The 22,625-nt window shown below is 57.7% G+C and carries 21 protein-coding genes; 14 read left to right on the top strand and 7 right to left on the bottom strand.

Features of this window, described 5'->3' with window-relative positions:
- Window positions 1-18: 18 nt before the first annotated feature.
- From GOW93_RS03925 to GOW93_RS03875, 11 genes are all read left to right on the top strand, one after another.
- Window positions 19-315 (top strand): hypothetical protein, encoded by a 297-nt coding sequence (locus GOW93_RS03925; RefSeq protein ID WP_170381736.1) that lies wholly within the window; start codon window positions 19-21, stop codon window positions 313-315.
- Window positions 308-1,234 carry a UDP-N-acetylmuramate dehydrogenase gene (gene murB, locus GOW93_RS03920; protein WP_170381735.1) on the top strand — a complete coding sequence of 309 codons (927 nt, stop codon included), beginning with the start codon at window positions 308-310 and terminating at the stop codon, window positions 1,232-1,234. Before GOW93_RS03925 ends, murB begins: the two co-directional genes overlap by 8 nt.
- Window positions 1,235-1,337: 103 nt before the next feature.
- A complete protein-coding gene (locus GOW93_RS03915) occupies window positions 1,338-2,261 on the top strand; it encodes a D-alanine--D-alanine ligase (protein WP_170381734.1) in 924 nt (307 codons plus the stop codon).
- Window positions 2,249-3,250, top strand: a complete 1,002-nt coding sequence (locus GOW93_RS03910; RefSeq protein ID WP_170381733.1) for a cell division protein FtsQ/DivIB — start codon at window positions 2,249-2,251, stop codon at window positions 3,248-3,250. Before GOW93_RS03915 ends, GOW93_RS03910 begins: the two co-directional genes overlap by 13 nt.
- A gap of 8 nt (window positions 3,251-3,258) precedes the next feature.
- Window positions 3,259-4,593, top strand: a complete 1,335-nt coding sequence (gene ftsA, locus GOW93_RS03905; RefSeq protein ID WP_170381822.1) for a cell division protein FtsA — start codon at window positions 3,259-3,261, stop codon at window positions 4,591-4,593.
- Window positions 4,580-4,996, top strand: coding sequence for a hypothetical protein (locus tag GOW93_RS03900; protein ID WP_170381732.1), 417 nt, complete (start codon window positions 4,580-4,582; stop codon window positions 4,994-4,996). The genes ftsA and GOW93_RS03900 overlap by 14 nt, the downstream gene beginning before the upstream one ends.
- A gap of 348 nt (window positions 4,997-5,344) precedes the next feature.
- On the top strand, window positions 5,345-6,961 hold the full coding sequence (gene ftsZ, locus GOW93_RS03895) for a cell division protein FtsZ (RefSeq protein ID WP_170381731.1): 1,617 nt from the start codon (window positions 5,345-5,347) through the stop codon (window positions 6,959-6,961).
- Between the two features lie 213 nt (window positions 6,962-7,174).
- A complete protein-coding gene (gene lpxC, locus GOW93_RS03890) occupies window positions 7,175-8,095 on the top strand; it encodes a UDP-3-O-acyl-N-acetylglucosamine deacetylase (RefSeq protein WP_170381730.1) in 921 nt (306 codons plus the stop codon).
- A gap of 127 nt (window positions 8,096-8,222) precedes the next feature.
- Entirely contained in the window at window positions 8,223-9,065 is an 843-nt protein-coding gene (locus tag GOW93_RS03885; RefSeq protein WP_170381729.1) for an outer membrane protein assembly factor BamD, read from the top strand.
- Between the two features lie 35 nt (window positions 9,066-9,100).
- Window positions 9,101-10,750 (top strand): DNA repair protein RecN, encoded by a 1,650-nt coding sequence (recN, locus tag GOW93_RS03880; protein WP_170381728.1) that lies wholly within the window; start codon window positions 9,101-9,103, stop codon window positions 10,748-10,750.
- 100 nt (window positions 10,751-10,850) lie between these two features.
- Window positions 10,851-12,536 carry a chloride channel protein gene (locus GOW93_RS03875; RefSeq protein ID WP_170381727.1) on the top strand — a complete coding sequence of 562 codons (1,686 nt, stop codon included), beginning with the start codon at window positions 10,851-10,853 and terminating at the stop codon, window positions 12,534-12,536.
- A gap of 104 nt (window positions 12,537-12,640) precedes the next feature.
- On the opposite strand, the gene GOW93_RS03870 is transcribed toward GOW93_RS03875, so the two are convergent.
- The 4 genes from GOW93_RS03870 to cobS form a co-directional block, all read right to left on the bottom strand.
- Entirely contained in the window at window positions 12,641-12,982 is a 342-nt protein-coding gene (locus GOW93_RS03870; RefSeq protein WP_170381726.1) for a DUF427 domain-containing protein, read from the bottom strand.
- 61 nt (window positions 12,983-13,043) lie between these two features.
- Window positions 13,044-14,825, bottom strand: coding sequence for an aminopeptidase P family protein (locus GOW93_RS03865; RefSeq protein WP_170381725.1), 1,782 nt, complete (start codon window positions 14,823-14,825; stop codon window positions 13,044-13,046).
- Window positions 14,826-14,897: 72 nt separating this feature from the next.
- The gene (cobT, locus tag GOW93_RS03860) at window positions 14,898-16,775 is read right to left on the bottom strand and encodes a cobaltochelatase subunit CobT (RefSeq protein ID WP_170381724.1); all 1,878 of its coding nucleotides are present in this window, start codon (window positions 16,773-16,775) and stop codon (window positions 14,898-14,900) included.
- Between the two features lie 122 nt (window positions 16,776-16,897).
- Window positions 16,898-17,884: a cobaltochelatase subunit CobS gene (gene cobS, locus GOW93_RS03855; RefSeq protein ID WP_170381723.1), complete on the bottom strand. Its 987-nt coding sequence runs from the start codon at window positions 17,882-17,884 to the stop codon at window positions 16,898-16,900.
- A 427-nt stretch (window positions 17,885-18,311) separates the two neighbouring features.
- On the opposite strand from cobS, the gene GOW93_RS03850 reads away from it, so the two are divergent.
- Window positions 18,312-19,199 carry a Hint domain-containing protein gene (locus tag GOW93_RS03850; protein ID WP_170381722.1) on the top strand — a complete coding sequence of 296 codons (888 nt, stop codon included), beginning with the start codon at window positions 18,312-18,314 and terminating at the stop codon, window positions 19,197-19,199.
- A gap of 8 nt (window positions 19,200-19,207) precedes the next feature.
- On the opposite strand, the gene GOW93_RS03845 is transcribed toward GOW93_RS03850, so the two are convergent.
- Window positions 19,208-19,831 carry a J domain-containing protein gene (locus GOW93_RS03845; protein WP_170381721.1) on the bottom strand — a complete coding sequence of 208 codons (624 nt, stop codon included), beginning with the start codon at window positions 19,829-19,831 and terminating at the stop codon, window positions 19,208-19,210.
- Between the two features lie 108 nt (window positions 19,832-19,939).
- On the opposite strand from GOW93_RS03845, the gene GOW93_RS03840 reads away from it, so the two are divergent.
- Together GOW93_RS03840 and GOW93_RS20730 are read left to right on the top strand one after the other, a co-directional pair.
- Window positions 19,940-20,194: a BolA family protein gene (locus tag GOW93_RS03840; protein WP_170381720.1), complete on the top strand. Its 255-nt coding sequence runs from the start codon at window positions 19,940-19,942 to the stop codon at window positions 20,192-20,194.
- Between the two features lie 44 nt (window positions 20,195-20,238).
- A complete protein-coding gene (locus tag GOW93_RS20730; protein WP_254443443.1) occupies window positions 20,239-20,463 on the top strand; it encodes a GDCCVxC domain-containing (seleno)protein in 225 nt (74 codons plus the stop codon).
- Between the two features lie 22 nt (window positions 20,464-20,485).
- Here the strand turns inward: GOW93_RS20730 and GOW93_RS03835 are convergent, their stop codons facing one another.
- Window positions 20,486-20,896, bottom strand: a complete 411-nt coding sequence (locus GOW93_RS03835; RefSeq protein WP_170381719.1) for a DUF4177 domain-containing protein — start codon at window positions 20,894-20,896, stop codon at window positions 20,486-20,488.
- A 172-nt stretch (window positions 20,897-21,068) separates the two neighbouring features.
- A complete protein-coding gene (gene gatB, locus GOW93_RS03830; protein ID WP_170381718.1) occupies window positions 21,069-22,580 on the bottom strand; it encodes an Asp-tRNA(Asn)/Glu-tRNA(Gln) amidotransferase subunit GatB in 1,512 nt (503 codons plus the stop codon).
- Window positions 22,581-22,625 lie beyond the last annotated feature (45 nt).

The following is a 22,625-nucleotide window of genomic DNA, read 5'->3' as shown; positions in this document are numbered from 1 at the left end:
CATTTTCAGGAGGCCCCCATGGTCGACATCGCCACATTCGCTTATTTACCGCTGGTATCCTTGATCCTTGGCGCTCTTTCCGGTTTTGTTGCCGGTCGCTGGATCGGCACGAAGGGGCTGCTTTGGCTGATCGGCCTGACCTCTGCCGGTGCGCTGGTGCTGATCGTAATGCTGACAGGGGTTGGTACCGGAGAAGAGGAGCAAGCCTTTGGTCCCTTCGTATGGTTGACCGGAGCGGTCCTGCCTTTCCTTTTCGCAGTCATCATGGGCGGTGTCGGTGGGCGCAGTCTGGCTGGAAGGGCAGCACATGATTGATCTGCCGGTCGTCCGGGGGCGCCTAATTCAGGCTCGCGCGTTGAACGATCTCACCTGGCTCCGCGTTGGCGGTCCGGCGGATTATCTGTTTCAGCCCGCTGATACTGAAGATTTGCAGAGTTTTCTGCGTGATTTACCCGCGGAAGTGCCGGTGTTCCCGATGGGCGTCGGTTCGAACCTGATCGTGCGGGATGGTGGCCTGCGCGCTGTCGTGATCCGTTTGGGACGTGGTTTCAATGGCATTTCTGTCGAAGGCAACACTGTGATTGCCGGTGCGGCCGCATTGGATGCGCATGTTGCGCGCAAGGCGGCGGATGCGGGCGTGGATCTGACCTTTTTGCGTACCATCCCCGGCTCTGTCGGTGGGGCGGTTCGGATGAATGCGGGCTGCTATGGCAGCTATACTGCGGATGTTCTGCGCAAGGCTACCATCGTCACGCGACAAGGAAAGATCGAGGATCTAACCCCCGAGGATCTGAATTTCCGTTATCGCCAGACGGACATGCCCGAGGGCGCGGTGCTAATTTCGGCCACGTTTGAAGGGCGGATGGGTGATTCCGAAGAATTGCATGCCCGAATGACCGCACAGTTGCAGAAACGAGACGAAACCCAACCCACCAAGGACCGTAGCGCCGGGTCCACGTTCCGCAATCCGGCAGGGTTTTCCTCGACTGGCCGTGAGGATGATGTGCATGACCTCAAGGCGTGGAAGGTTATCGACAACGCGGGGATGCGCGGCGCCACCAGAGGCGGTGCACAGATGAGCCCCAAGCACTCAAATTTTATGATCAATACCGGTGACGCCACAGCCGCTGACCTCGAAGGGTTGGGTGAAGATGTGCGAAAAAAGGTTTACGAAACAAGCGGCATTACGCTAGAATGGGAAATCATGCGGGTCGGAGAACCGCTGAAAGAATAAAGCCCCAACCGTCAGACCATAACAGGCAAATTCAGGCGACGGATCAAAGGCATAACACAGTACGGACCACGACATAAGGTCCGAGTACATTGAGGCGCACGAAGTGGGTAAGTCGAGCAGGACAAACCCCAAAGTGGCGGTATTGATGGGTGGCCCCTCGGCGGAACGCGAGGTGTCTCTCAGCTCTGGGCGCGAATGCGCAGCCGCCCTTGTGGGAGAAGGCTTTGAAGTGGTCGAGCTGGACGCAGGTCCCGACCTCTACGCGCGCCTATTGGACATTAAACCGGATGTGGTTTTCAACGCACTGCACGGTCGTTGGGGTGAGGATGGTTGTGTTCAAGGCTTGCTGGAATGGATGCGCATTCCCTACACGCACTCCGGGGTGCTGGCTTCGGCGCTGGCAATGGACAAGCAGCGCAGTAAAGAGGTGTATCAGGCCGAAGGATTACCTGTTGTGCCCAGCGTGATCGTTCCCAAGGTTGAGGTGTCCAAAGCCCATGTTATGGAGCCGCCCTATGTGGCCAAACCCAATAACGAAGGCTCCAGCGTTGGCATCTATATCGTGCATGAAGGCTCGAACGGGCCTCCGCAGCTATCGGATGACATGCCCGAACATGTGATGGTCGAGAAATACGTCGCAGGCCGGGAGCTGACTGTAACCGTAATGGGTGATCGGGCTCTGACGGTGACCGAGATCATGACGGATGGCGGTTGGTATGACTATGACGCCAAGTACAAACCTGGCGGATCTTGGCACGTGCTGCCTGCTGACATCCCACAGGACATTTTTGACCGCTGCATGGACTACGCGCTGAAGGCCCATAACGCGCTGGGGTGCAAAGGTGTAACCCGAACAGATTTTCGCTGGGATGACAGCATGGGCGCTGATGGGCTGTTTCTGCTGGAAACCAACACACAGCCAGGTATGACCCCGACGTCGCTGGCGCCCGAACAGGCCGAGCATAACGGCATGACCTTCGGTCAACTCTGCGCGTGGATGGTGGAGGATGCATCATGCGACCGCTGAGGGCCACCCGAGCACCAGTGATTCATCGCTCGAAACCGCTGGCTGGACCGGATGCCGATTTTGCGTCGGGTGCGGAGCGTGAGGTCGAGCCCAAGCTGCGTTTGAGTGGAGTTAAACTCTTTGGGCGCAAGTCGCAGCGGTTTGATCCCGCACCGTCGCGGCTGAGCTACCGCCTACAGCGCTGGATGCTGACGCCCGGTGTGAGGCGGGGGCTGCGGGTCGGGCTGCCAGTTCTGGCGGTCTGCGCCGCGGCTGGCGTCTATTTTGGTTCAGAGGAACGGCGCGAGGCAGTGGTGGCGTATGTCGCAGACGTAAAGACCTCGATCCAGCAGCGGCCGGAATTCATGGTCAACCTGATGGCAATTGACGGTGCAGGTACGAACCTGTCCGAAGATATTCGCGAGGTGGTGCCGCTGGATTTCCCGATCAGTTCCTGGGATCTGGATGTTGAGCAGATCCGCGACACGATCACAGGGCTGAATCCGGTTAAATCCGCGACCGTGCGCGTGCGCCCTGGCGGTATTCTGCAAGTGGATGTGGTCGAGCGGCAGCCGGTTGTCGTTTGGCGGACACGGAGCGGGATCGAGTTGCTGGACGAAACTGGCGCGCATGTCGAGCGAATTGTGTCCCGAAAGGATCATCCGAACTTGCCACTGATCGCGGGCAAGGGGGCGGATGGTCATGTGGCCGAGGCAATGGCTTTACTGACCACTGCCCGTAGCCTGGGCGGTCGGGTGCGTGGTCTGGTTCGTATAGGTGAGCGACGCTGGGATCTTGTTCTGGATCGCGGCCAGCGTGTCATGCTGCCGACCGAGAAACCGGTGCGTGCACTTGAACGTGTGCTTGCGGTGAACGAGGTGCAGGACCTTTTGGACCGCGATGTGGCAGTAGTGGACATGCGCCTTGGGCAGCGTCCGACAATCAGAATGACCAAAGCTGCCAGCGAAGACTGGTGGAATACAAAAGTGACAGTGGGTAACGGGCAATAACGACCATGATGACCGATCTTTATCAGTCCCAACGTGCCATGCGGCAGATGCGCAGGCAGGCGATGCAACGCGGTGTTGTCGCCATTCTGGACGTTGGCAGTTCCAAGATTGCCTGCCTTGTGTTGCGGTTCGACGGTACAAGTCGGTTGAGCGAGGACAACAGCATCGGCTCGCTGGCCGGTCAGAGTGGATTTCGCGTCATCGGTGCGGCCACAACGCGGTCTCGCGGTGTGCAGTTTGGCGAAGTCACCGCCATGCAGGAAACCGAGCGCGCCATTCGCACCGCATTGCAGGCGGCGCAGAAGATGGCTGATATCCGCGTGGATCACGTCATTGCCAGTTTCTCGGGCGCAAACCCGCGGTCCTATGGTTTGGATGCGCAGGTTGATCTTGGCGGTCAGGAGGTGACCGAGGCCGAGGTCGGGCGTGTTCTCAATGCCTGCGACGTTCCAGATTACGGGGCAGGGCGCGAGGTGCTGCACGCCCAGCCGGTGAACTTTGCGCTAGACAACCGTTCGGGCTTGATTGATCCGCGCGGGCAGATGGGCCAGACGCTTGCTGTGGACATGCATATGCTGACTGTAGATGCGGTGGCGATCCAGAATATCGTCCGCTGCATCAAGCGTTGTGATCTGGAGCTGGCGGGGATTGCGAACTCGGCCTACGTATCGGGCATTTCGGCTTTGGTCGAGGACGAGCAGGAGCTGGGCGCAGCTTGTATCGACATGGGGGGCGGCACGACCAGCGTTTCGATCTTCATGAAAAAACACATGATCTACGCCGATTGCGTGCGCATGGGCGGCGACCATGTGACCTCTGACATCTCGATGGGGCTTGGGGTGCCGGCCTCGGTGGCCGAGCGGATCAAGACCTTCAATGGCGGTGTCCACGCAACTGGGGCCGATGATCGTGACCTGATTGATATCGGTGGCGACACCGGAGATTGGGAGCATGACCGTCGCACCGTCAGCCGCGCCGAGTTGATCGGCATCATGCGTCCTCGGGTCGAAGAGATTCTGGAAGAGGTGCGTGTCCGACTGGATGCCGCTGGTTTCGAGCATATGCCAAGCCAGCAGATCGTGCTGACCGGGGGTGGCAGTCAGATCATGGGCCTGGATGGCTTGGCTACACGCATACTGGGTCAGCGCGTGCGTTTGGGCCGCCCGCTGCGCGTGCATGGCCTTCCGCAATCGGCGACGGGGCCGGGATTCTCGTCGGCGGTTGGTCTCAGCCTGTTTGCGGCGCATCCGCAGGATGAGTGGTGGGATTTCGAAATCCCGGTCGACACATATGCCACGCGGCCTTTCAAGCGCGCTATGCGCTGGTTCCGTGACAATTGGTAAGGCGATCGGGGTCGCGGCGCTTGTCGCCGCGTGTCCGCTTGTCGCTTTCGCCCAAACGCGGATCACGCCCGAGGCGTTTTTAGATGCTGTTCAGGGCAAAACTGTCATGTTCCATGAATTTCCAACTGGCATGTTGGTGGGAACCGAAGAGTTTCTCAGCCCGACTCTGTCGGTCTGGCGAATGGAAGGGCGGGGCTGTGTCTATGGGCAGATCACCACTCCGGACGGCAAACTTTGCTTTTTGTATGATGACGACAGTGATGGTTTGCCGGTATGTTGGTGGACCTTTCAGTACGAAGGTCGGCTCATGGTACGTCTAGCCAGTTTAAACCAAAGCGAAATCCAAGAGGTGCGCAGTGTTACTGAAGACGGTCTAAATTGCCCAAGTACCCCAATTAGCTAAATAAATGGGTTGCAGCGCGCTTGAGTTTCCAGCAAGATATCCACAAGGCCCGTCAGAGGCCTCGCGGCAGGACTTGAGCAGTTTTCCGCAGCGTAAAGGTTTGAAAAGAGTCAGGTGACGCGCACGTCAGTTGTGGCGCGCGGGTCGCGTGCTTTGTGGTGCATTGAGTTCATTCCGCAACATCTGGCGATAAATACGAAATACCGCTTAGCACCGCCTTATTTACTCCATATTTTGTGGAATTCGACGATTTTTGGCGTGACGTTTGCCGTTTCGATCGGTAGGATTGTTAGTGGATAGGTAAGAAAAACACCGCTTTGGCGGGTCAATAAAACAGGCGGACAGAGCATGACATTGAATCTTTCGATGCCCGGGCACGACGAACTGAAGCCTCGGATTACAGTATTTGGCGTTGGCGGTGCGGGCGGCAACGCTGTCAACAACATGATTGAAAAAGAATTGGACGGCGTGGATTTTGTCGTCGCGAACACTGACGCGCAGGCGCTGCAGCAAAGCCAGGCTTCTGCGCGGGTACAGTTGGGTGTGAAAGTGACCGAAGGTCTTGGGGCAGGCGCCCGCCCGACCGTCGGTGCCGCAGCTGCCGAAGAAAGCATCGAGCAGATTGTCGATCATCTGGCTGGCGCACATATGTGCTTTATCACTGCTGGTATGGGCGGTGGTACCGGTACTGGTGCTGCCCCGATCATCGCACAGGCTGCGCGGGAACTGGGTGTGCTGACCGTGGGCGTTGTCACCAAGCCCTTCCAGTTCGAAGGCGCCAAGCGGATGCGTCAGGCTGAAGACGGCGTTGAATCGCTGCAGAAGGTCGTCGACACGCTGATCATCATCCCGAACCAGAACCTGTTCCGTCTGGCCAACGAAAAGACCACCTTCACCGAGGCGTTCTCGATGGCAGATGACGTTCTGTATCAGGGCGTCAAAGGTGTGACCGACCTGATGGTCCGTCCGGGCCTGATCAACCTCGACTTTGCTGACGTTCGTGCCGTTATGGACGAGATGGGCAAGGCGATGATGGGCACCGGTGAAGCCACGGGCGAAGATCGCGCGGTTCAGGCGGCTGAGAAAGCGATTGCCAACCCGCTGCTGGACGAAATCAGCCTCAAAGGCGCAAAGGGCGTGCTGATCAATATCACCGGTTCGCACGACCTGACCCTGTTCGAACTGGACGAAGCGGCCAACCGCATTCGCGAAGAAGTGGATCCCGAAGCCAACATCATCGTGGGTTCGACCTTGGACACAGCGATGGAAGGCGGCATGCGTGTATCGGTTGTTGCCACCGGCATCGACGCCAGCGAAAAAACCGAAGACGTGCCGGTTGCGCGCCGTACCATGTCGGCACCGCTGACACGCACTGTTTCGGCAGAAGAGCCTCAGCAGGAAGAGGCACCTGTTGTTGCGGAAGAAGAAACCGCTCCGGCGCCCCAAGCCGAGATGAACCGTGAGCCGTCGCTGTTCGAAGCAACCGAAGAACCGGCGCAATTCCAGCCGCAGGCCGAGCAGGATGACGATGGTTTGCCACCGCCAGCCTATCAGCCCCGCGTTGCTGAGTTCGAGCCGACACCTGAACCGGTTGAACCCGCACCTGAAAGCTATGTTGCACCTCAGCCTCAACCGGCAGCAGGCACTCCGTCACCGGAGGCGCTGCAGCGATTGCAGGCCGCTGTGCAGAACGTTCCCGCGTCTGAGCGTAGCCACGCAGCACCTCGTCCGCAGGCTCCGCAACCTGTCCCGGCTCCACAATCTGATGCACAGGATCGTTCCCGGTTCGGCTTCAATCGCCTGATCGATCGGATGACCGGTCACGCCGCAGATACCCCGGCCCAGCCGGTGCGCCAGCAGCCTCCGATGCGCCAAGCTGACGCTACGGCACCTGCGCATGATGAAGTCGACCCCGAGCAGGATCGGATCGAAATTCCTGCCTTCTTGCGCCGTCAGGCCAACTAACCCTGGTAACAAAATCGAAAGAAAGGGTCGCCATTTGGCGACCCTTTTTCATTTAATTACATGGATTTACCGGGTTCTAAGCAGGCTTTTGCCGATCTGTTACAAACATGTTTCATTCAGTTACAAAGAGTGAGTTGAGCCTTGGCGTTTGCTTCCTTAACTGAGTGCCCAACACGGACCGCATAGGCCGGACACCACTCACCGAGGTTCACCTTGCAACATACGCTCAAATCTCCGATCACGTTTACAGGCGTTGGCCTGCACAGCGGCAAACCCGCAACGATGGTCCTGAAGCCAGCGGCCGCCGGTCATGGGATCTGGTTCAAACGTACGGACATTGAGTTGGGCAATGCCTTGGTTCCGGCGATTTACGATGTGGTCGAGCGCACCCCGCTTTGCACTCGTCTGGTGAACGATGCGGGCGTTTCGGTGTCGACCGTCGAACATATCATGGCCGCGCTTGCCGGGTGTGGCGTGCACAATGCCCTTATCGAGATTGATGGCCCCGAAGTACCGATCATGGACGGATCTTCGATTGAATTTGTGCGTGGCATCATGGCCAAGGGCGTGCGCCGTCAGGCTAGCCCGGTTCTGGCCTTTGAGGTTCTCAAGCCCGTCACCGCCACGCGTGAAGGTGCCAGCGCGTCGATCGCTCCGGCAGATGGTCTGATCATCGACTTTCACATCGATTTTGAGGATGGCGCTATCGGTACGCAGACCAAAACTTTGGACATGCGGAATGGCTCGTTCGCGCGTGAACTTAGCGATAGCCGCACCTTCTGCCGCCGTACCGATGTGGAAGCAATGCGTGAAAACGGCCTTGCCTTGGGCGGTACGCTGGAAAATGCCGTTGTCGTACAGGGTGACGAAGTGCTGACGCCGGGCGGTTTCCGTCACGCGGATGAGGCTGTACGTCACAAGATGCTGGACGCTCTGGGTGACCTCTATTTGGCGGGCGGCCCGATTCTGGGTCACTTCACCGGCGACAAATCTGGCCATGCCATGACTAACACACTGCTGCGCAAGCTGTTTGAAACTCCCGGCGCTGTGCGCCCTGTGCTGTGCACCCCGGAACAAGCCGCGCGCCTGCCGGGGCAGGGTCTTGTTTGGGATGAAATCCCCGAAGTTGCCTGATTGGATCAAGTCGGCCGACAATTCCGTCAGGTGGCGTACTAAGGCGTTTTGCCCTGGAATTTTATATGCTAGACCAAAGGCCAATCCGGGGTTTGCCCCGCAAGGTAATACGACAAGGATAGGCGGAATGGTTGGCACCAAAGCGGCAGTCAGATTCGCAGGAGCGATTCTTCTGGCAGCAGTTTTGACGGCGTGCAGTGGCAAAGGCGCAGACCGCAACCAGAATCTGGAAGGCTATACGCCGGAACAGATTTTCACACGCGGTGAATTTGAGCTGTCGCAGAATCGCTCGGATGATGCAGCGTGGTACTTCTCGGAAGTTGAGCGTCTGTATCCTTATTCCGATTGGGCGAAACGCGCGCTGATCATGCAGGCGTTTTCGTATCACACGGACAAGAATTACGAAGAAAGCCGGGCTGCCGCGCAGCGTTATATCGACTTCTATCCTACGGACGAAGATGCGGCCTATGCGCAATATCTTCTGGCGCTCAGCTATTATGACCAAATAGACGAGGTCGGGCGCGATCAAGGCCTTACCTTTCAGGCTCTGCAATCGCTGCGCACGGTAATTGAAGTTTACCCTGACAGTGAATACGCCACTTCGGCTGTTCTGAAATTCGATCTGGCTTTCGACCACTTGGCCGGAAAAGAGATGGAGATCGGGCGCTATTACCTGCGTCAGGACCACTATACGGCAGCCATCAACCGCTTCCGCGTCGTGGTCGAGGATTTCCAGACCACATCGCATACGGCTGAGGCTCTATATCGTTTGATCGAGGCCTATCTGTCGCTGGGACTTGTGGACGAGGCGCAGTCGGCCGGTGCTATTTTGGGTTACAACTACCAGTCGTCCGAGTGGTATGATGCGGGCTACAAACTGCTGACCTCGCGCGGGCTGAAGCTGAAGAGCCGCGGTAACAACTGGCTGAGCACGATTTACCGCCAGACGATCAAAGGTGAGTGGTTGTAATCGCCATGTTTAAAGGCGTGGGACTTTAAGACCCGATGCTGCGCGCCCTTGATATCCGCGACATGCTGATCATCGACCGGCTGGAACTGACGTTTCAGCCGGGTTTGAACGCGTTGACCGGGGAAACCGGCGCGGGCAAGTCGATTCTATTGGACTCGCTGGGCTTTGTACTGGGTTGGCGTGGCCGCGCCGAACTGGTCCGCCAGGGGGCAGCGCAGGGCGAGGTTGTGGCCGAGTTTGAGCTGCCTGATGGCCATCCGGCCCACACTGTACTGGCCGAGGCTGGCCTTCCCGGCGGGGAGGAATTGATCCTGCGCCGCGTGAATACGGCCGAGGGGCGCAAGACGGCGTGGGTCAATGACCGGCGTTGCTCGGGCGAGGTGCTGCGCGCGCTTTCCGAGACATTGATCGAATTGCATGGCCAACATGATGACCGTGGTTTGCTGAACCCGCGCGGCCATCGGTCAATGTTGGACGATTATGCCGATGCCGGAGATCACTTGGCCGCTGTGAGAGCCGCCTGGGCAGAGATGTCCCGTGTCAGAAAGGCGCTGGCCGAGACTGAGGCGAGCCTCGCTGCCATGCGTGCCGAGGAGGAATACCTGCGTCACGCCGTTGCCGAACTGGACAAGTTGGACCCGCAGCCGGGCGAGGATGCCGAACTGGACGCCCGCCGCCGGGTGATGCAGGGGGCTGAGCGCATCCGCGATGATGTTGCGCGCGCCTTTGACCTTTTGGGCGCGGATGCGGCTGAGGGTGCTATGTCCGATGCTGTCCGCTGGCTAGAGGGCGTCTCTGACACTGCAGGCGGTCAGTTGGAGGAACCGATTGCCGCGCTTGGCCGCGCTTTAATTGAACTCGGTGAGGCGCAGGATGGTGTTAATGCCTGTCTACAAGCGCTGGATTTCAACCCCGCAGAGCTGGAGGCGGCTGAAGAACGCCTGTTTGCAATCCGTGCGTTGGCTCGTAAGCATGATGTGACACCGGACGATCTTGGGGCTTTTGCAGACACGTTGCGCGAGCGATTGAGCCGACTGGACGCTGGCGATGCCGATCTGGCAGATCAGCGCGCTTCGGTCGAGGCCGCTCAGATGGCTTATGACAAAGCTGCAGCCGCACTTAGCACCGTGCGTCAGCAGGCTGCAGGACAATTGGATGCTGCGGTCATGGCGGAACTCGCACCGCTGAAAATGGAACGCGCAGTGTTTCGAACTGAAATCACAGTAGCTGACCCAGGGCCCGAGGGGACCGATGCAGTAGCCTTTACCGTCGCCACCAATCCCGGGGCACCGTCTGGGCCGTTGAACAAGATAGCCTCGGGTGGTGAACTCAGTCGGTTTCTGCTCGCACTCAAGGTGTGTCTGACGGGGGATGACAGCGCCCGAACCATGATCTTTGACGAGATTGACCGGGGCGTCGGTGGCGCCACTGCTGATGCGGTAGGTCGCCGCCTGGCCTCGCTGGCGCAGGGCGGGCAGGTTCTGGTGGTCACGCATTCACCGCAGGTCGCTGCGCGAGCGGCGCACCACTGGCGGGTGCAGAAACAGGTGAGCGACGGGCAAACACTTTCGACCGTGATCCCGCTGGCTGATCCTGACCGGGTGGACGAAATCGCCCGCATGGTCGCAGGCGACACAATAACCGAAGAGGCCCGCGCCGCCGCTCGTGCTCTGTTGGACGCCTGAAGCCATTCTGCCGCTTTCTGGTTCGCAATCCGTCGCGATCTCACTTTTATAAGGGCGCCCCGTGGCTTACTAAGGGTTATGAATTGATCTCAGAGGGCCAATGACCCAATCGACCCGCACCGTTTTGCGCAACCAGCTCAATCAGGCTCTGGCCGCGATGAAGGATGCGTGGCGGGTGATGTTGCGGCGTGGACCAAGCCAGATCCAATTCTGGTTTATTGCTCTGGCAATTGGGATTGCTGCGGGGTTCATGGCACTAGGCTTTCGCAAGGCAATCAGCGCGTTGCAGGCTTATGTCTATGACACAGATGATATTCTGTTGTTGCACAGCCATGCCGAAAAGCTGCCTTGGGTTATGATCCTGATCATACCGACTATCGGCGGTTTGGTCGTGGGGGTCATTTTGCACAAATTTACGGACGACGGGCGGGTACGCTCGGTTGCGGACGTGATCGAAGGTGCGGCGCTGACGAATGGCCGGGTCGAGGGGAAGGCGGGGATCGCCTCGTTCTTCGCTTCGCTGATCACACTCAGCACCGGGGGGTCGAGCGGGAGAGAAGGGCCGGTGGTGCATATGGCCGGTGTAATCTCAACCTGGGTCAGTGACCGTATCCATGCGGATGGTATCACGGGCCGCGATCTATTGGGTTGTGCCGTTGCGGCGGCTGTGTCGGCCAGCTTCAACTCCCCCATCGCGGGCGCTCTATTTGCACTTGAGGTCGTGCTGCGTCACTTCGCGGTGCACGCTTTCGCGCCCATCGTCATCGCTTCGGTTGCGGGCACGGTGATTAACCGATTGGAATATGGTGATGTGACCGAGTTCGTTCTGGAAACTCCGGGTTCGCTGCAATTCTATGTGGAATTGCCCGCATTTCTGATCCTGGGCCTGATCTGCGGGCTCGTCTCCCTGCTGCTGATGCGTTCGATTTTCTTTGCCGAAGATATTGGTTCCCATATCCAAAACCGTTTGTCCTTGCCGCGATGGTTGCGACCAGCCGTGTCCGGAGCGTTGCTGGGACTGATCGCCATCTGGTTTCCGCATATCATCGGCGTCGGTTATGAGACGACAATCCGTGCACTGGCCGGAGATCTGACACTGACCGTGGCGATCCTGTTTGCGGTGATCAAGACAGTTGCCTTGGCCATAACCATGGGGGGGCGTATGGGTGGCGGGGTATTCTCACCTTCGCTGATGATAGGTGCACTGACAGGGTTGGCCTTTGGTCTAATCGCAACGGGGCTACTGCCTGATGTATCGGGTACCCATACACTTTATGCTTTTGCAGGAATGGGGGCTGTGGCCGCCGCCGTGCTGGGCGCGCCGATCTCAACCACGATGATTGTTTTCGAGTTGACCGGAGATTGGCAGATCGGGATCGCCGTGATGGCCTCAGTTTCGATGTCCACCGCGTTGGCGTCGCGCCTTGTGGACCGGTCCTTCTTCCTGACACAGCTGGAACGGCGCAACGTACACTTGGCAGCTGGGCCGCAGGCCTATTTGCTGGCGATGCTGAGCGCAGGAGCGGTCATGCGCCCAATTGGAGATGCGCGTTCGATTACCGGAGAACAGGCACAGGAACTGATTGAGCAGGGCCTCTGCGTGCAGGCCGATGCCACGCTGGAAGCCGCAATGCCCTATTTCGACCATGACGACATACCCTGCATCCCTGTCGTGATACTCGATAGTGAGGGGAACGAAACACCAGTCGGTGCGCTGTATCACATTGACGCGCTCAAGGCCTATAACCGGGCGCTGGCGGCGACTGCGGCCGAGGAGCATTCCTAGCTATCCTCAGGCCACAGCCCGACGAAAACCGATATTTGGCCTGACAGGTGCCAAGTCGCAGGACCCACCGTCGCCTGAAGTTTCAATGTATCAGAGGCCAGACCTTAGATCTGCTCGACCTTGACAGACTCTACTGGATAGAACGCCACATAGCCCTTGATCTCGGCCATGGCCTGAACCGGAGCTTCATAGCTCCACGCGGCGTTTTCGGTCACCGAAGACTTGTTGACGATCGAGAAATGGGTGGCGTCCCCTTTGTGCGGACAATGGGTAATCTTGTCCGTTGTATCCAGAAAAGCCATCGCAATGTCTTTACGAGGAAAATAGATCACGGGGGGCAGGTCGCCCTCGGCCAGTTCCAGCGCAGCCGTGGTTTCGCCCAGAACCGCACCACCGGAGCGGACGCTCCATTTGCCCGGAGCCTTGCGAATTGTAATCTCGACCATTTTTCTTCCCTCGTCTTTAGTCTGGGCTTCTCCTCTGCCCGGTGATTGTAACAGTCCGATGTCAGATCGGCGCGGTTGCGGCATCCAACCACAGTTGCGCCTGATCGCCCAGTCTAGGCCGGAGCTTTTCAGCCACTTCTTTGTGATAAGTGTTCAGCCAGTCCCGTTCTGCTCTGGTTAGCATGTCGACCAAAATCAGCCGCCGGTCAATGGGTACGAAGGTCAAAGTGCGCCAATTCAGCATTGCGCGTTCGTCGTCACCCCCGGGCAGGGCCGGGGCTTTTTGTACGGCAACAAGGTTTTCGATGCGAATCCCAAAGGCGCCCTCGCGGTAATAGCCCGGCTCATTGGACAGGATCATGCCCGGCTGCAGCGGTATATGACTGGTTTTGGACAGGCGCTGCGGGCCTTCGTGAACGCTGAGATATGCGCCGACGCCATGCCCCACGCCATGATTAAAGTCCTGCCCAGCGGCCCAAAGCGGTGCTCTTGCGACCCCTTCGATATCACGTCCGGCCAACCCCACAGGCCAGCGCAGCATAGACAGGTTAATCATGCCTTTCAGTACGCGGGTGAAACAGGCTTTTTCCTCATCGCCAACGTCACCGATGGCAATAGTGCGGGTGATGTCGGTGGTGCCGTCCAGATATTGCCCGCCACTGTCCAGAACCAGAATGTGCCCATCTTCCAACGTGCTGTCGGTTTCCTCGGTCACGCGATAGTGCATGATTGCGCCGTTCGGGCCGGTGCCAGCGATGGTGTCGAATGAGATATCCTGCAGCGCGTTGTCTTTGCGACGGTTCTCTTCAAGTCTGGTGACAACCTGCGTCTCTTTCACGGTGCCGGGGCGCTGCGAATCCAACCAGCACAGCGTTTCGATCACCGCTACGGCATCGCGCAGATGCGCCTCGGCACTGCCCGCGATTTCAGCGTCGTTCTTGCAGGCTTTGGGCAGGGCGCAGGGATCCCCGCTATCGATCATCCGATCTGCCAGCACATCTGCTATGGCCTGAGGTAACGTTCCCAGATCGACCTGAACGTTCCCTTCCAGCGCCGCTACGGCGTCCAGAAAAGCCTCTGGCGCGTGAACGGATACCTGATCACCCAAAGACATAGTCAGCTTTTCTTTGGCTATGAACAGATCGACCCGGCCATCGGCGCGCAGAATGGCAAAGCAATGAGCGACCGGGTTGTACCCGATGTCCGAACCGCGAATGTTCAGTAGCCACATGATCGAATCCGGCAAGGTAATCACTGCTGCAGTGCAACCTGCCTCTTGCAGAACTTTTGCGAGACGCGTGATTTTGCTGCTCGCCGCTTCACCGGCAAACTCAATCGGATGCGCCTTGACCGGGTTCATTGGCGGCGCGGGTTGATCTTGCCAGACCCGGTCGACCAGATTTTCAACGCGCACCAATTCGATACCGCTGTCTGCCAAGTCTTTCTGCGCGCTGGCGATTTGACCCGCAGCATGTAGCCATGGGTCAAACCCCACCTTGCCTCCGCCGTGTAGTTGCTCTTTTAACCATGCGCTCAGACTGACTTCTGGCCATGGAACTGGGGTGAAATCAGCCGCGACCTGTGCCTTGACCTGTGTCCGATAGCGGCCATCGACGAAAACACCGGCCACATTTGCAAGCGCTGCACAAAACCCGGCCGAGCCGGTAAATCCCGTCAACCACGCCAGCCGTTCATCCCTGGGCGCCACGTATTCACCCTGATGCACATCAGCGCGCGGGATCAGGAAACCATCCAACCCTTCTTTCACCATCTCGCTCCGCAGAGCGACCAGCCGTGGCGGCCCTTGTTCCGGGCGTGCGGTTACCTCAAAGGATTGAAACATCTCGGACCTCTCCTATGCGGGGTTTACCCCTTCATCTTTTTGAAAATACTCCCGCCGGAGGCAAGGCCAGCCTTAGCTGGCCTTTTTCATGCCCATCACGCGGGCCCGCGCACGTGGATCGCTGTCAAACAGCGCCGCCAGCTGCTCGGTCATGGCGCCTGCCAGTTGTTCCACATCCGTGATCGTTACCGCACGGTCGTAATAGCGCGTCACGTCATGGCCGATACCAATCGCCAGCAACTCCACCATCTTGCGCTTTTCCACCATCGCGATCACATCACGCAGATGTTTTTCCAGATAATTGGCCGGGTTAACGCTCAGAGTTGAATCATCGACCGGGGCGCCATCGGAAATCACCATCAGGATTTTGCGCTGCTCGCGCCGCGCCAGCATCCGGCGATGCGCCCATTCAAGCGCCTCACCGTCGATGTTTTCCTTCAGCAGGCCCTCTTTCATCATCAGACCCAGGTTTGGCCGCGCCCGTCGCCACGGCGCATCAGCGCCTTTGTAGATGATGTGGCGTAGATCGTTCAAACGTCCCGGCTGCTGCGGGCGGCCATCATTCAGCCACGCCTCACGCGCCAGTCCGCCTTTCCACGCACGGGTGGTAAAGCCCAGAATCTCGACCTTCACATTGCAGCGCTCCAGCGTCCGCGCCAGAACATCCGCACAGATGGCCGCAATGGAAATCGGTCGCCCGCGCATCGAACCGGAATTGTCCAGCAGCAATGTCACCACGGTATCGCGGAACTCGGTGTCTTTCTCGACCTTGAAGCTCAGCGGAGTGGTCGGGTTGGCAACCACACGCGCCAGACGGCCCGCATCCAGAATACCTTCTTCGCGGTCGAACTCCCAACTGCGGTTCTGTTGTGCCTGCAAACGACGCTGCAACTTGTTGGCCAGACGGCTCACAGCGCCCTTCAATGGCTCCAATTGCTGGTCCAGATAGGCGCGAAGGCGCTCCAGCTCGGCAGGCTCGGCCAGATCCTCGGCCGCAATCTCTTCGTCATGCGTGTCCAGATAGACCTTATAGTCCGGGTCGGCCTCAGATGCAGGCTGTGGGGCAGGGGGTTCCAGAGGAGCTTCCCCGTCAGGCATCTCTGCCTCATCGCCCATCTCGTCCTCGGCCATCTCATCCATTGAGACCTGCGCCTGAGACTGGTCCTGTTGCTCTTCCTGTGTCTGCTCAGGCGTGGCGTCAGCGTCCTGTTCATCCTGATCATCCTGGCCGGTGCTGTCGGGGTCCGGCTGTTCCTCAGCGTCGTCCTCGGCCTGATCTTCCTGTTCCTGGTCCAGCTCATCCGGGTCTTCGCCCAGCTGGTCGCCATAGCCCAGATCCTTGATCACCTGGCGTGCGAACTTGGCAAACTCAGCCTGATCCGAGAGGATCTCATCAAGGTTTTCCAGCGTCCCGCCAGCCTGTTCCTCAATGAAGCCGCGCCACAGATTCATTATATTATCAGCAGCAGGTGGCAGATCGCGCCCTGTTGCCAAGTGGCGGATCAGATAACCGGCAGCAACCGCAAGCGGTGCATCTGCGGGCTGCTTACACTGATCATAGCCGCGCCGGATCGCTTCGTGCCCGATCTTGACGTCGATATTTGAGGCGGTGCCGGGCATATCCCGCGCGCCCATCGCCTCACAACGGGCAACTTCCATCGCTTCATATAGATCTCGTGCCATATCGCCCGGCGGGATATAGCGCGCATGCGTCGCATCGTCGTGGTACTTGCGCTGCAATGCCAGTGCGTCCGCTGTTCCACGTGCCAGCAGCACTTCTTCACGGGTCATCCGGCGTGAGACCTGAGGCAAACGCATCGACTCGCCAGACAAGCCCGAAGGGTCGACGGTATAGCTAACCGACAGATCCGGGTCGTCGGCCATAACTTTTGTGGCCTCAGCCAGAGCCTTCTTAAACGGATCAGCAGGGTTGTCGTTCTTCTGTGCCATGTCCCCAAGCCTTTCACATCGCGGCCCCAAATTTCAACAACCGTGAAACCGGATCCGCCTTCATCTGGCTAAAAATATCCCCGCCGGAGGCATTGCGCCCGGCACGGGCGCAATTCTGCGGGTTACCCCAAGCTCACGCTCGCCGCGCTTTCCGGCAGTTCTTCGTCAAAGCAGCGCTGATAGAACTCGGCGACAGTCTGGCGCTCCAGTTCGTCACATTTATTCAAGAAGGACAGGCGGAAGGCATAGCCCACGTCGCGGAAAATTTCGGCATTCTGGGCCCAGTTGATCACGGTCCGGGGGCTCATCACGGTCGAAAGGTCACCGTTCATAAAGGCAGTCCGGGTCAGATCGGCGACTGTTACCATCTGGCTGACTTTCTTGCGGCCTTCTGCGGTGTTGTAATGCGGCGCCTTGGACAGGACGATCATCGTCTCAGCATCGTGGCTAAGGTAGTTCAGCGTTGAGACCAGAGACCAGCGGTCCATCTGCGCCTGGTTGATTTGCTGCGTACCGTGATACAGGCCGGTGGTGTCGCCCAGGCCGACTGTGTTTGCGGTGGCAAACAGGCGGAAATTTGGGTTCGGCGTGATGATTTCATTCTGGTCCAGCAGAGTCAGTTTCCCGTCATGCTCAAGCACGCGCTGGATCACGAACATCACGTCTGCGCGGCCCGCGTCATATTCATCGAACACGATGGCAACGGGGTTGCGCAGCGCCCATGGCAGGATGCCTTCGTGGAACTCGGTGACTTGCTTGCCATCGCGCAACTTGATTGCGTCCTTACCGATAAGGTCGATCCGGCTGATATGGCTGTCCAGGTTCACACGTACGGCGGGCCAGTTCAGACGGGCGGCAACCTGTTCGATATGTGTAGACTTACCAGTGCCGTGGTAGCCTTGAATCATCACGCGGCGGTTATGAGAAAAACCAGCCAGAATAGCCAATGTTGTTTCCGGGTCGAACTTGTAGGTCGGGTCAATGGCCGGAACCCGGTCACTGCGTTCGGCGAAGCCTTTGACAGCCATGTTGGTATCAATGCCGAACACGTCACGGACCGAGATTTCCTCGGTGGGTTTTGCGTTGATATCGATCGATCCGTCAGCCATTCGCCTTGTCCTTATCCTATGGCCCGCATTGCCGGGTTTGAACCTGTGTGTGGTGCAACATATTGCGGGCAAGGGCAAGGGAAAGCCGCGCAGGTTATGAAGTCGGCAAGTCTTTCTTTGAAACTGGCCTTATCGTGTGCGGGTCAGTCGAGAATTGCATCGCGGACCTGCATCAGGCTGTAGCGAAACAGCCAGTCGCTGGCATTGGGTGACAGCGATGCCGACTTTTTTGAGTTCATGGATGCGATAGTAAAAATATTAATTTTGGGTTCACCTGAGTTCTCGTAAACTATCCCTATTGGTTCTGTGTGAGTGAGTTTGTGCGAGAGGGCGATGAAGAATAGAACTTACTGCAAGAGTATGCTCGCGCCATCCCTACAATATGGTATGCCTATTTTGATTGCCGCAATTATCCACGGTGCGTGTGATGGCGTTTGATGTCCTTCTCCACACTGTAAATGTAACTGGCCCGGGCGACTTGGTTGTTCAGGGTGAGACACAGCCAGCCATTATTGATGGTGACATGATCTCGTTTGATGGGGGGCTGACGTTTGAGGAATATGAATTCCTTGGGCAAGGTTTCAGGTCGGGGTCAAGCGAATCCGGGGATTTCATACGGGTAGGCGGGCAGACTTACGCTTGGAATACAGAAGATCCCACTAGTTCGATGAGCACCGGGAATTGGCAGATTACCGAGGGTGACCTCAACCCGGATAACCCACCGTGTTTTGTCGCTGGTACTTTGATCGAAACTGACACAGGCCCGCGACCAGTCGAAGAATTGGAGGTTGGCGACAGGGTTTGTGTGTCCAACGGCCAGACACTGCCGATAATCTGGATTGGTAACCGAACGCTCAGTGCTCAGACTTTACGCCTCCAGTCAAAATTCCGGCCCGTATTGATCACGCGTGACGCGCTGGGCAAAGGCTTGCCGGATCGTGATCTGTACGTGTCCCCGCAACATCGGATCGTTATTGAAGGTTGGCGTGCCGAGTTGCTGTTTGGCGAACCGATGGTTTTTTCTGCCGCGATTCACTTGGTCAATAATGATACGATCCGCCAATTGCAGAAGGACGAAGCCGTTACGTACTATCACATTGCCTGTGAACGGCACGCCATTCTGACATCACATGGCTTGCAGAGCGAAAGCCTGTATCTTGGCGATAGAGCGGTAAGATCGTTTGGCCGGGAATACCTTGACGAACTGCACGCGCTTTTTCCCGAGTTGAGCAGTGGCGCACCAATGCCGCAAACCAGTTTGCGCTGCTTGAAACGTCCCGAAGCGCAAGCGCTGCAGGACATGCTTCAACATTAAAGCGAAGCTTATTTGAAGTTCCGGCTATCCTTGATCTGATCCCAGGCCCAGACAACCTCTTGTAACTGTTCTTCCTGCGAGCGGTCGCCCCCGTTCATGTCCGGGTGCAACACCTTGATCAGTTTTTTGTAGGCCTTACGCACCTCGGCCTTGGACCAGCTGTCCTGAGCTTCGAGAATTTCGATTGCGCGGCGTTCGGTCGGGGGCAGGCGGCGACCACCTGAATTGGCGCGGCCGGGGTTTTTGGTTGCGTTCTCGCCCAATACCTGATGCGGATCTTCGATGCCCAAACGGGCCCAGGCACGTGCCTCGGGATCACCCATGGGCTTTGTCTCACGTTCCCAGACTTTGTCTTTGGATCGCTGCGCATTCAACTCTGCTTCGGTCGTGCCGTCGAAGAAATTCCATTTCTGGTTATATTCGCGCACGTGCTGCTGGCAGAACCAGAAAAAATCATCCAGAACGTCGGGTGCTTTGGGCGCACGGAACTTTCCGGCCTCTTCACAGCCCTCGTGGTCACAGATTCGCACCGAGGTTTCCGACGCACCCGACATGCCCCGGCGCCCGCGCGGGTTCTTTTTCTTGGCGCTGGAAACGGACATATCGAATCCGAAGGGGTCTGACTTCACCATGCTCTGAACCTCTCGAAGGTATCTTTTCGACTCGGAGGCAGCAGTTTAGTCTAAGTAGCCGAAAGTAGAAGAGGGGGAGCGGTAAATTTTTTACCGCTGAGCGAAAAAATGACCGTGGCCGATGAAATCCATAAAGCCCTTGATGCGGCATTCAATCCGCGCGAGTTGAAGGTGGTTGACGATAGCGAGAGCCATCGCGGTCACGCAGGATACCAAGATGGTGGTGAGAGCCATTTCAACGTTTTCATTCGTGCCAGCGCGTTCGAGGGCCAATCTCGCGTAGCTCGCCACCGCGCAGTGCACAAGGCGCTGGGCGACATCGTTCCGCGAATACACGCCCTGGCGCTGGATATCGGCGGCTGACATCCTTGAAATATACAGGCGGAATATAGGGTTAGAGGGAAGCAATGGCAGAAGAAAAACATGCCATCACATTAGAATCCGCTTTGACCTGCCCATTGTGTGGTCATGTTGAGATTGAAGTGATGCCAACGGATGCGTGCCAGTGGTTTTACGAATGCAAGTCGTGCCATGCGGTTCTGAAACCATTGGAAGGCGATTGTTGCGTTTATTGTTCTTTTGGCACTGTGCCATGCCCCCCGATTCAAGAAGGTAAATCCTGCTGCACGTGAATCTTTGTGGCCTGCTTGGGCTTTAGGGTTTTTCCTCAGGGTCTATATTGGCCTCGGAACCTTTCAGCGACAGTGGCGGTTCTTTGACCGCTTGCGAAATAGGAGCCGGGGCGACAACAGACTCTGGGCCCGGCACCGGTTGCGCCAGAGCCACGCCCTCGGGCGTTTCTGATGGACTTCGGGTAGTCGCAAACGTAACTTCAACTTTCCGCCGGAAGACCAGAACATTGCGCCAGTTCACCGTCGAACTGGTCAGGCCCGAGCGTTCTTCGCTAGGCAGTAATTCTGCGCGCTGATATTCCCATCCGTCTTCTCCCATCTGGTTCAGCACGTGCTCAATCGAAGCCGCAAACCGATCCTCGGCGTTTTTCGCCGCCTTGGCTTTGGTGCCTTTTTGAGGGGCGGGGATCACTTTGTATTCGTAGCGCTGCATCAGATATTCCCGGTTGCCGATACCTGACAATCTAACATGTTGAGGATTTTGGGAAAGTCATCATCACAAACATGCCGAATTCCGCCGGAACTGCCGTTGAAATGCAATTCACAGACAAAAACGGCAGAGGTTTTCGCAACCCCTGCCGCCCATGACGTAAATTCTGATCGACTTAAGAACCCAGCTTTTTGCTCACCAGCTCGTTCACGGCCTTTGGGTTGGCCTTGCCGCCGGTGGCTTTCATTACTTGCCCTACAAACCAGCCCGCCAGTTTCGGGTTCACCTTGGCCTTTTCAACCTGCGCTGGATTGGCGGCGATAATCTCATCCAGAGCGGATTCGATGGCTCCGGTATCGGTCACCTGTTTCATGCCACGCTCTTCGACGATCTGCGCCGGGTCGCCGCCTTCGGTATAGACGATCTCGAACAGATCCTTGGCGATCTTGCCCGAGATTGCATCGGATGAAATCAAGTCAATGATCCCACCCAACTGTGCCGGAGAAACCGGCGACTCGGTGATGTCATGATCTTCTTTCTTCAGGCGACCGAACAGTTCGTTGATCACCCAGTTCGCGGCCAGTTTGCCGTTGCGGCCCTGTGCGACCTCTTCGAAATATGCGGCAGATTCCACCTCGGCAGTCAGTACCGAAGCGTCATAGTCGGTCAGGCCAAACTCGCTGATAAAGCGGGCTTTCTTGTCGTCCGGCAACTCAGGCAGGTTGTTTGCGATGTCGTCAACCCACGCCTGCTCGATCTCCAGCGGCAGCAGGTCGGGGTCGGGGAAATAGCGATAATCATGTGCTTCTTCCTTGGACCGCATCGAGCGGGTCTCGCCTTTGTCCGGGTCATACAGGCGGGTTTCCTGATCGATCTTGCCACCAGCCTCGACGATGGCGATCTGACGACGGGCCTCGACCTCGATCGCTTGCTGGATAAAGCGCATCGAGTTCATATTTTTGATCTCACAACGTGTACCCAGATGCGAGAAATCCTGTGTATCCTGATACTTCTCATATGCGCCCGGCAGGCAGATCGAGACGTTCACGTCCGCGCGCAGGTTGCCGTTCTGCATGTTGCCATCACAGGTGCCCAGATACCGCATGATCTGGCGTAGCTTGGCGATATAAGCGGCGGCCTCTTCCGGGCCACGAATATCGGGGCGGCTGACGATCTCCATCAGGCAAACGCCGGTCCGGTTCAGGTCCACGAAAGACATATGCGGGTCCATGTCGTGAATCGATTTGCCCGCGTCCTGTTCCATGTGAATGCGTTCGATGCGAACCATACGCGCGGTGCCGTCACCCATCTCGACCAGCACTTCGCCTTCACCCACGATGGGGTGGTACAGCTGGGAGATCTGATAGCCTTGCGGCAGGTCGGGGTAGAAGTAATTCTTGCGGTCAAACGCCGATTTCAGGTTGATATCCGCTTTCAGGCCCAGACCAGTGCGTACGGCCTGCTCAACGCAAAACTCGTTAATTACGGGCAACATGCCGGGCATCGCCGCGTCCACGAAAGCCACGTTCGAGTTCGGTTCGGCCCCGAATTGGGTCGACGCGCCCGAGAACAGCTTGGCATTGGATGAGACCTGAGCATGCACCTCCATCCCGATCACCAGTTCCCAGTCGTGCTTGGCCCCGGCAATGGTCTTGGGTTTGGGCATTTCGTATGTCAGGTCGAGCATGGCGCGCCTCATTTCCGCAGAAGTTTAAGCCTGCGTATTAGGCGT

It is taken from the genome of Ruegeria atlantica, from assembly GCF_013032455.1.
In the GTDB taxonomy this organism is placed as follows: Bacteria; Pseudomonadota; Alphaproteobacteria; order Rhodobacterales; family Rhodobacteraceae; genus Ruegeria; species Ruegeria atlantica_B.
Note: the sequence above shows the minus strand (reverse complement) of the source record. Positions and strands in the feature narration are given on the sequence as shown.

What these genes read in the sequence shown, in the direction of transcription:
- GOW93_RS03925 (WP_170381736.1), top strand. Translation starts at nt 19, where the DNA reads ATGGTCGACATCGCCACATTCGCTTATTTACCGCTGGTATCCTTGATC.
- murB (WP_170381735.1), top strand. Translation starts at nt 308, where the DNA reads ATGATTGATCTGCCGGTCGTCCGGGGGCGCCTAATTCAGGCTCGCGCG.
- GOW93_RS03910 (WP_170381733.1), top strand. Translation starts at nt 2,249, where the DNA reads ATGCGACCGCTGAGGGCCACCCGAGCACCAGTGATTCATCGCTCGAAA.
- ftsA (WP_170381822.1), top strand. Translation starts at nt 3,259, where the DNA reads ATGACCGATCTTTATCAGTCCCAACGTGCCATGCGGCAGATGCGCAGG.
- ftsZ (WP_170381731.1), top strand. Translation starts at nt 5,345, where the DNA reads ATGACATTGAATCTTTCGATGCCCGGGCACGACGAACTGAAGCCTCGG.
- GOW93_RS03885 (WP_170381729.1), top strand. Translation starts at nt 8,223, where the DNA reads ATGGTTGGCACCAAAGCGGCAGTCAGATTCGCAGGAGCGATTCTTCTG.
- recN (WP_170381728.1), top strand. Translation starts at nt 9,101, where the DNA reads ATGCTGCGCGCCCTTGATATCCGCGACATGCTGATCATCGACCGGCTG.
- GOW93_RS03875 (WP_170381727.1), top strand. Translation starts at nt 10,851, where the DNA reads ATGACCCAATCGACCCGCACCGTTTTGCGCAACCAGCTCAATCAGGCT.
- GOW93_RS03870 (WP_170381726.1), bottom strand. Translation starts at nt 12,982, where the DNA reads ATGGTCGAGATTACAATTCGCAAGGCTCCGGGCAAATGGAGCGTCCGC.
- GOW93_RS03865 (WP_170381725.1), bottom strand. Translation starts at nt 14,825, where the DNA reads ATGTTTCAATCCTTTGAGGTAACCGCACGCCCGGAACAAGGGCCGCCA.
- cobT (WP_170381724.1), bottom strand. Translation starts at nt 16,775, where the DNA reads ATGGCACAGAAGAACGACAACCCTGCTGATCCGTTTAAGAAGGCTCTG.
- cobS (WP_170381723.1), bottom strand. Translation starts at nt 17,884, where the DNA reads ATGGCTGACGGATCGATCGATATCAACGCAAAACCCACCGAGGAAATC.
- GOW93_RS03850 (WP_170381722.1), top strand. Translation starts at nt 18,312, where the DNA reads ATGGCGTTTGATGTCCTTCTCCACACTGTAAATGTAACTGGCCCGGGC.
- GOW93_RS03845 (WP_170381721.1), bottom strand. Translation starts at nt 19,831, where the DNA reads ATGGTGAAGTCAGACCCCTTCGGATTCGATATGTCCGTTTCCAGCGCC.
- GOW93_RS03840 (WP_170381720.1), top strand. Translation starts at nt 19,940, where the DNA reads ATGACCGTGGCCGATGAAATCCATAAAGCCCTTGATGCGGCATTCAAT.
- GOW93_RS20730 (WP_254443443.1), top strand. Translation starts at nt 20,239, where the DNA reads ATGGCAGAAGAAAAACATGCCATCACATTAGAATCCGCTTTGACCTGC.
- GOW93_RS03835 (WP_170381719.1), bottom strand. Translation starts at nt 20,896, where the DNA reads ATGCAGCGCTACGAATACAAAGTGATCCCCGCCCCTCAAAAAGGCACC.
- gatB (WP_170381718.1), bottom strand. Translation starts at nt 22,580, where the DNA reads ATGCTCGACCTGACATACGAAATGCCCAAACCCAAGACCATTGCCGGG.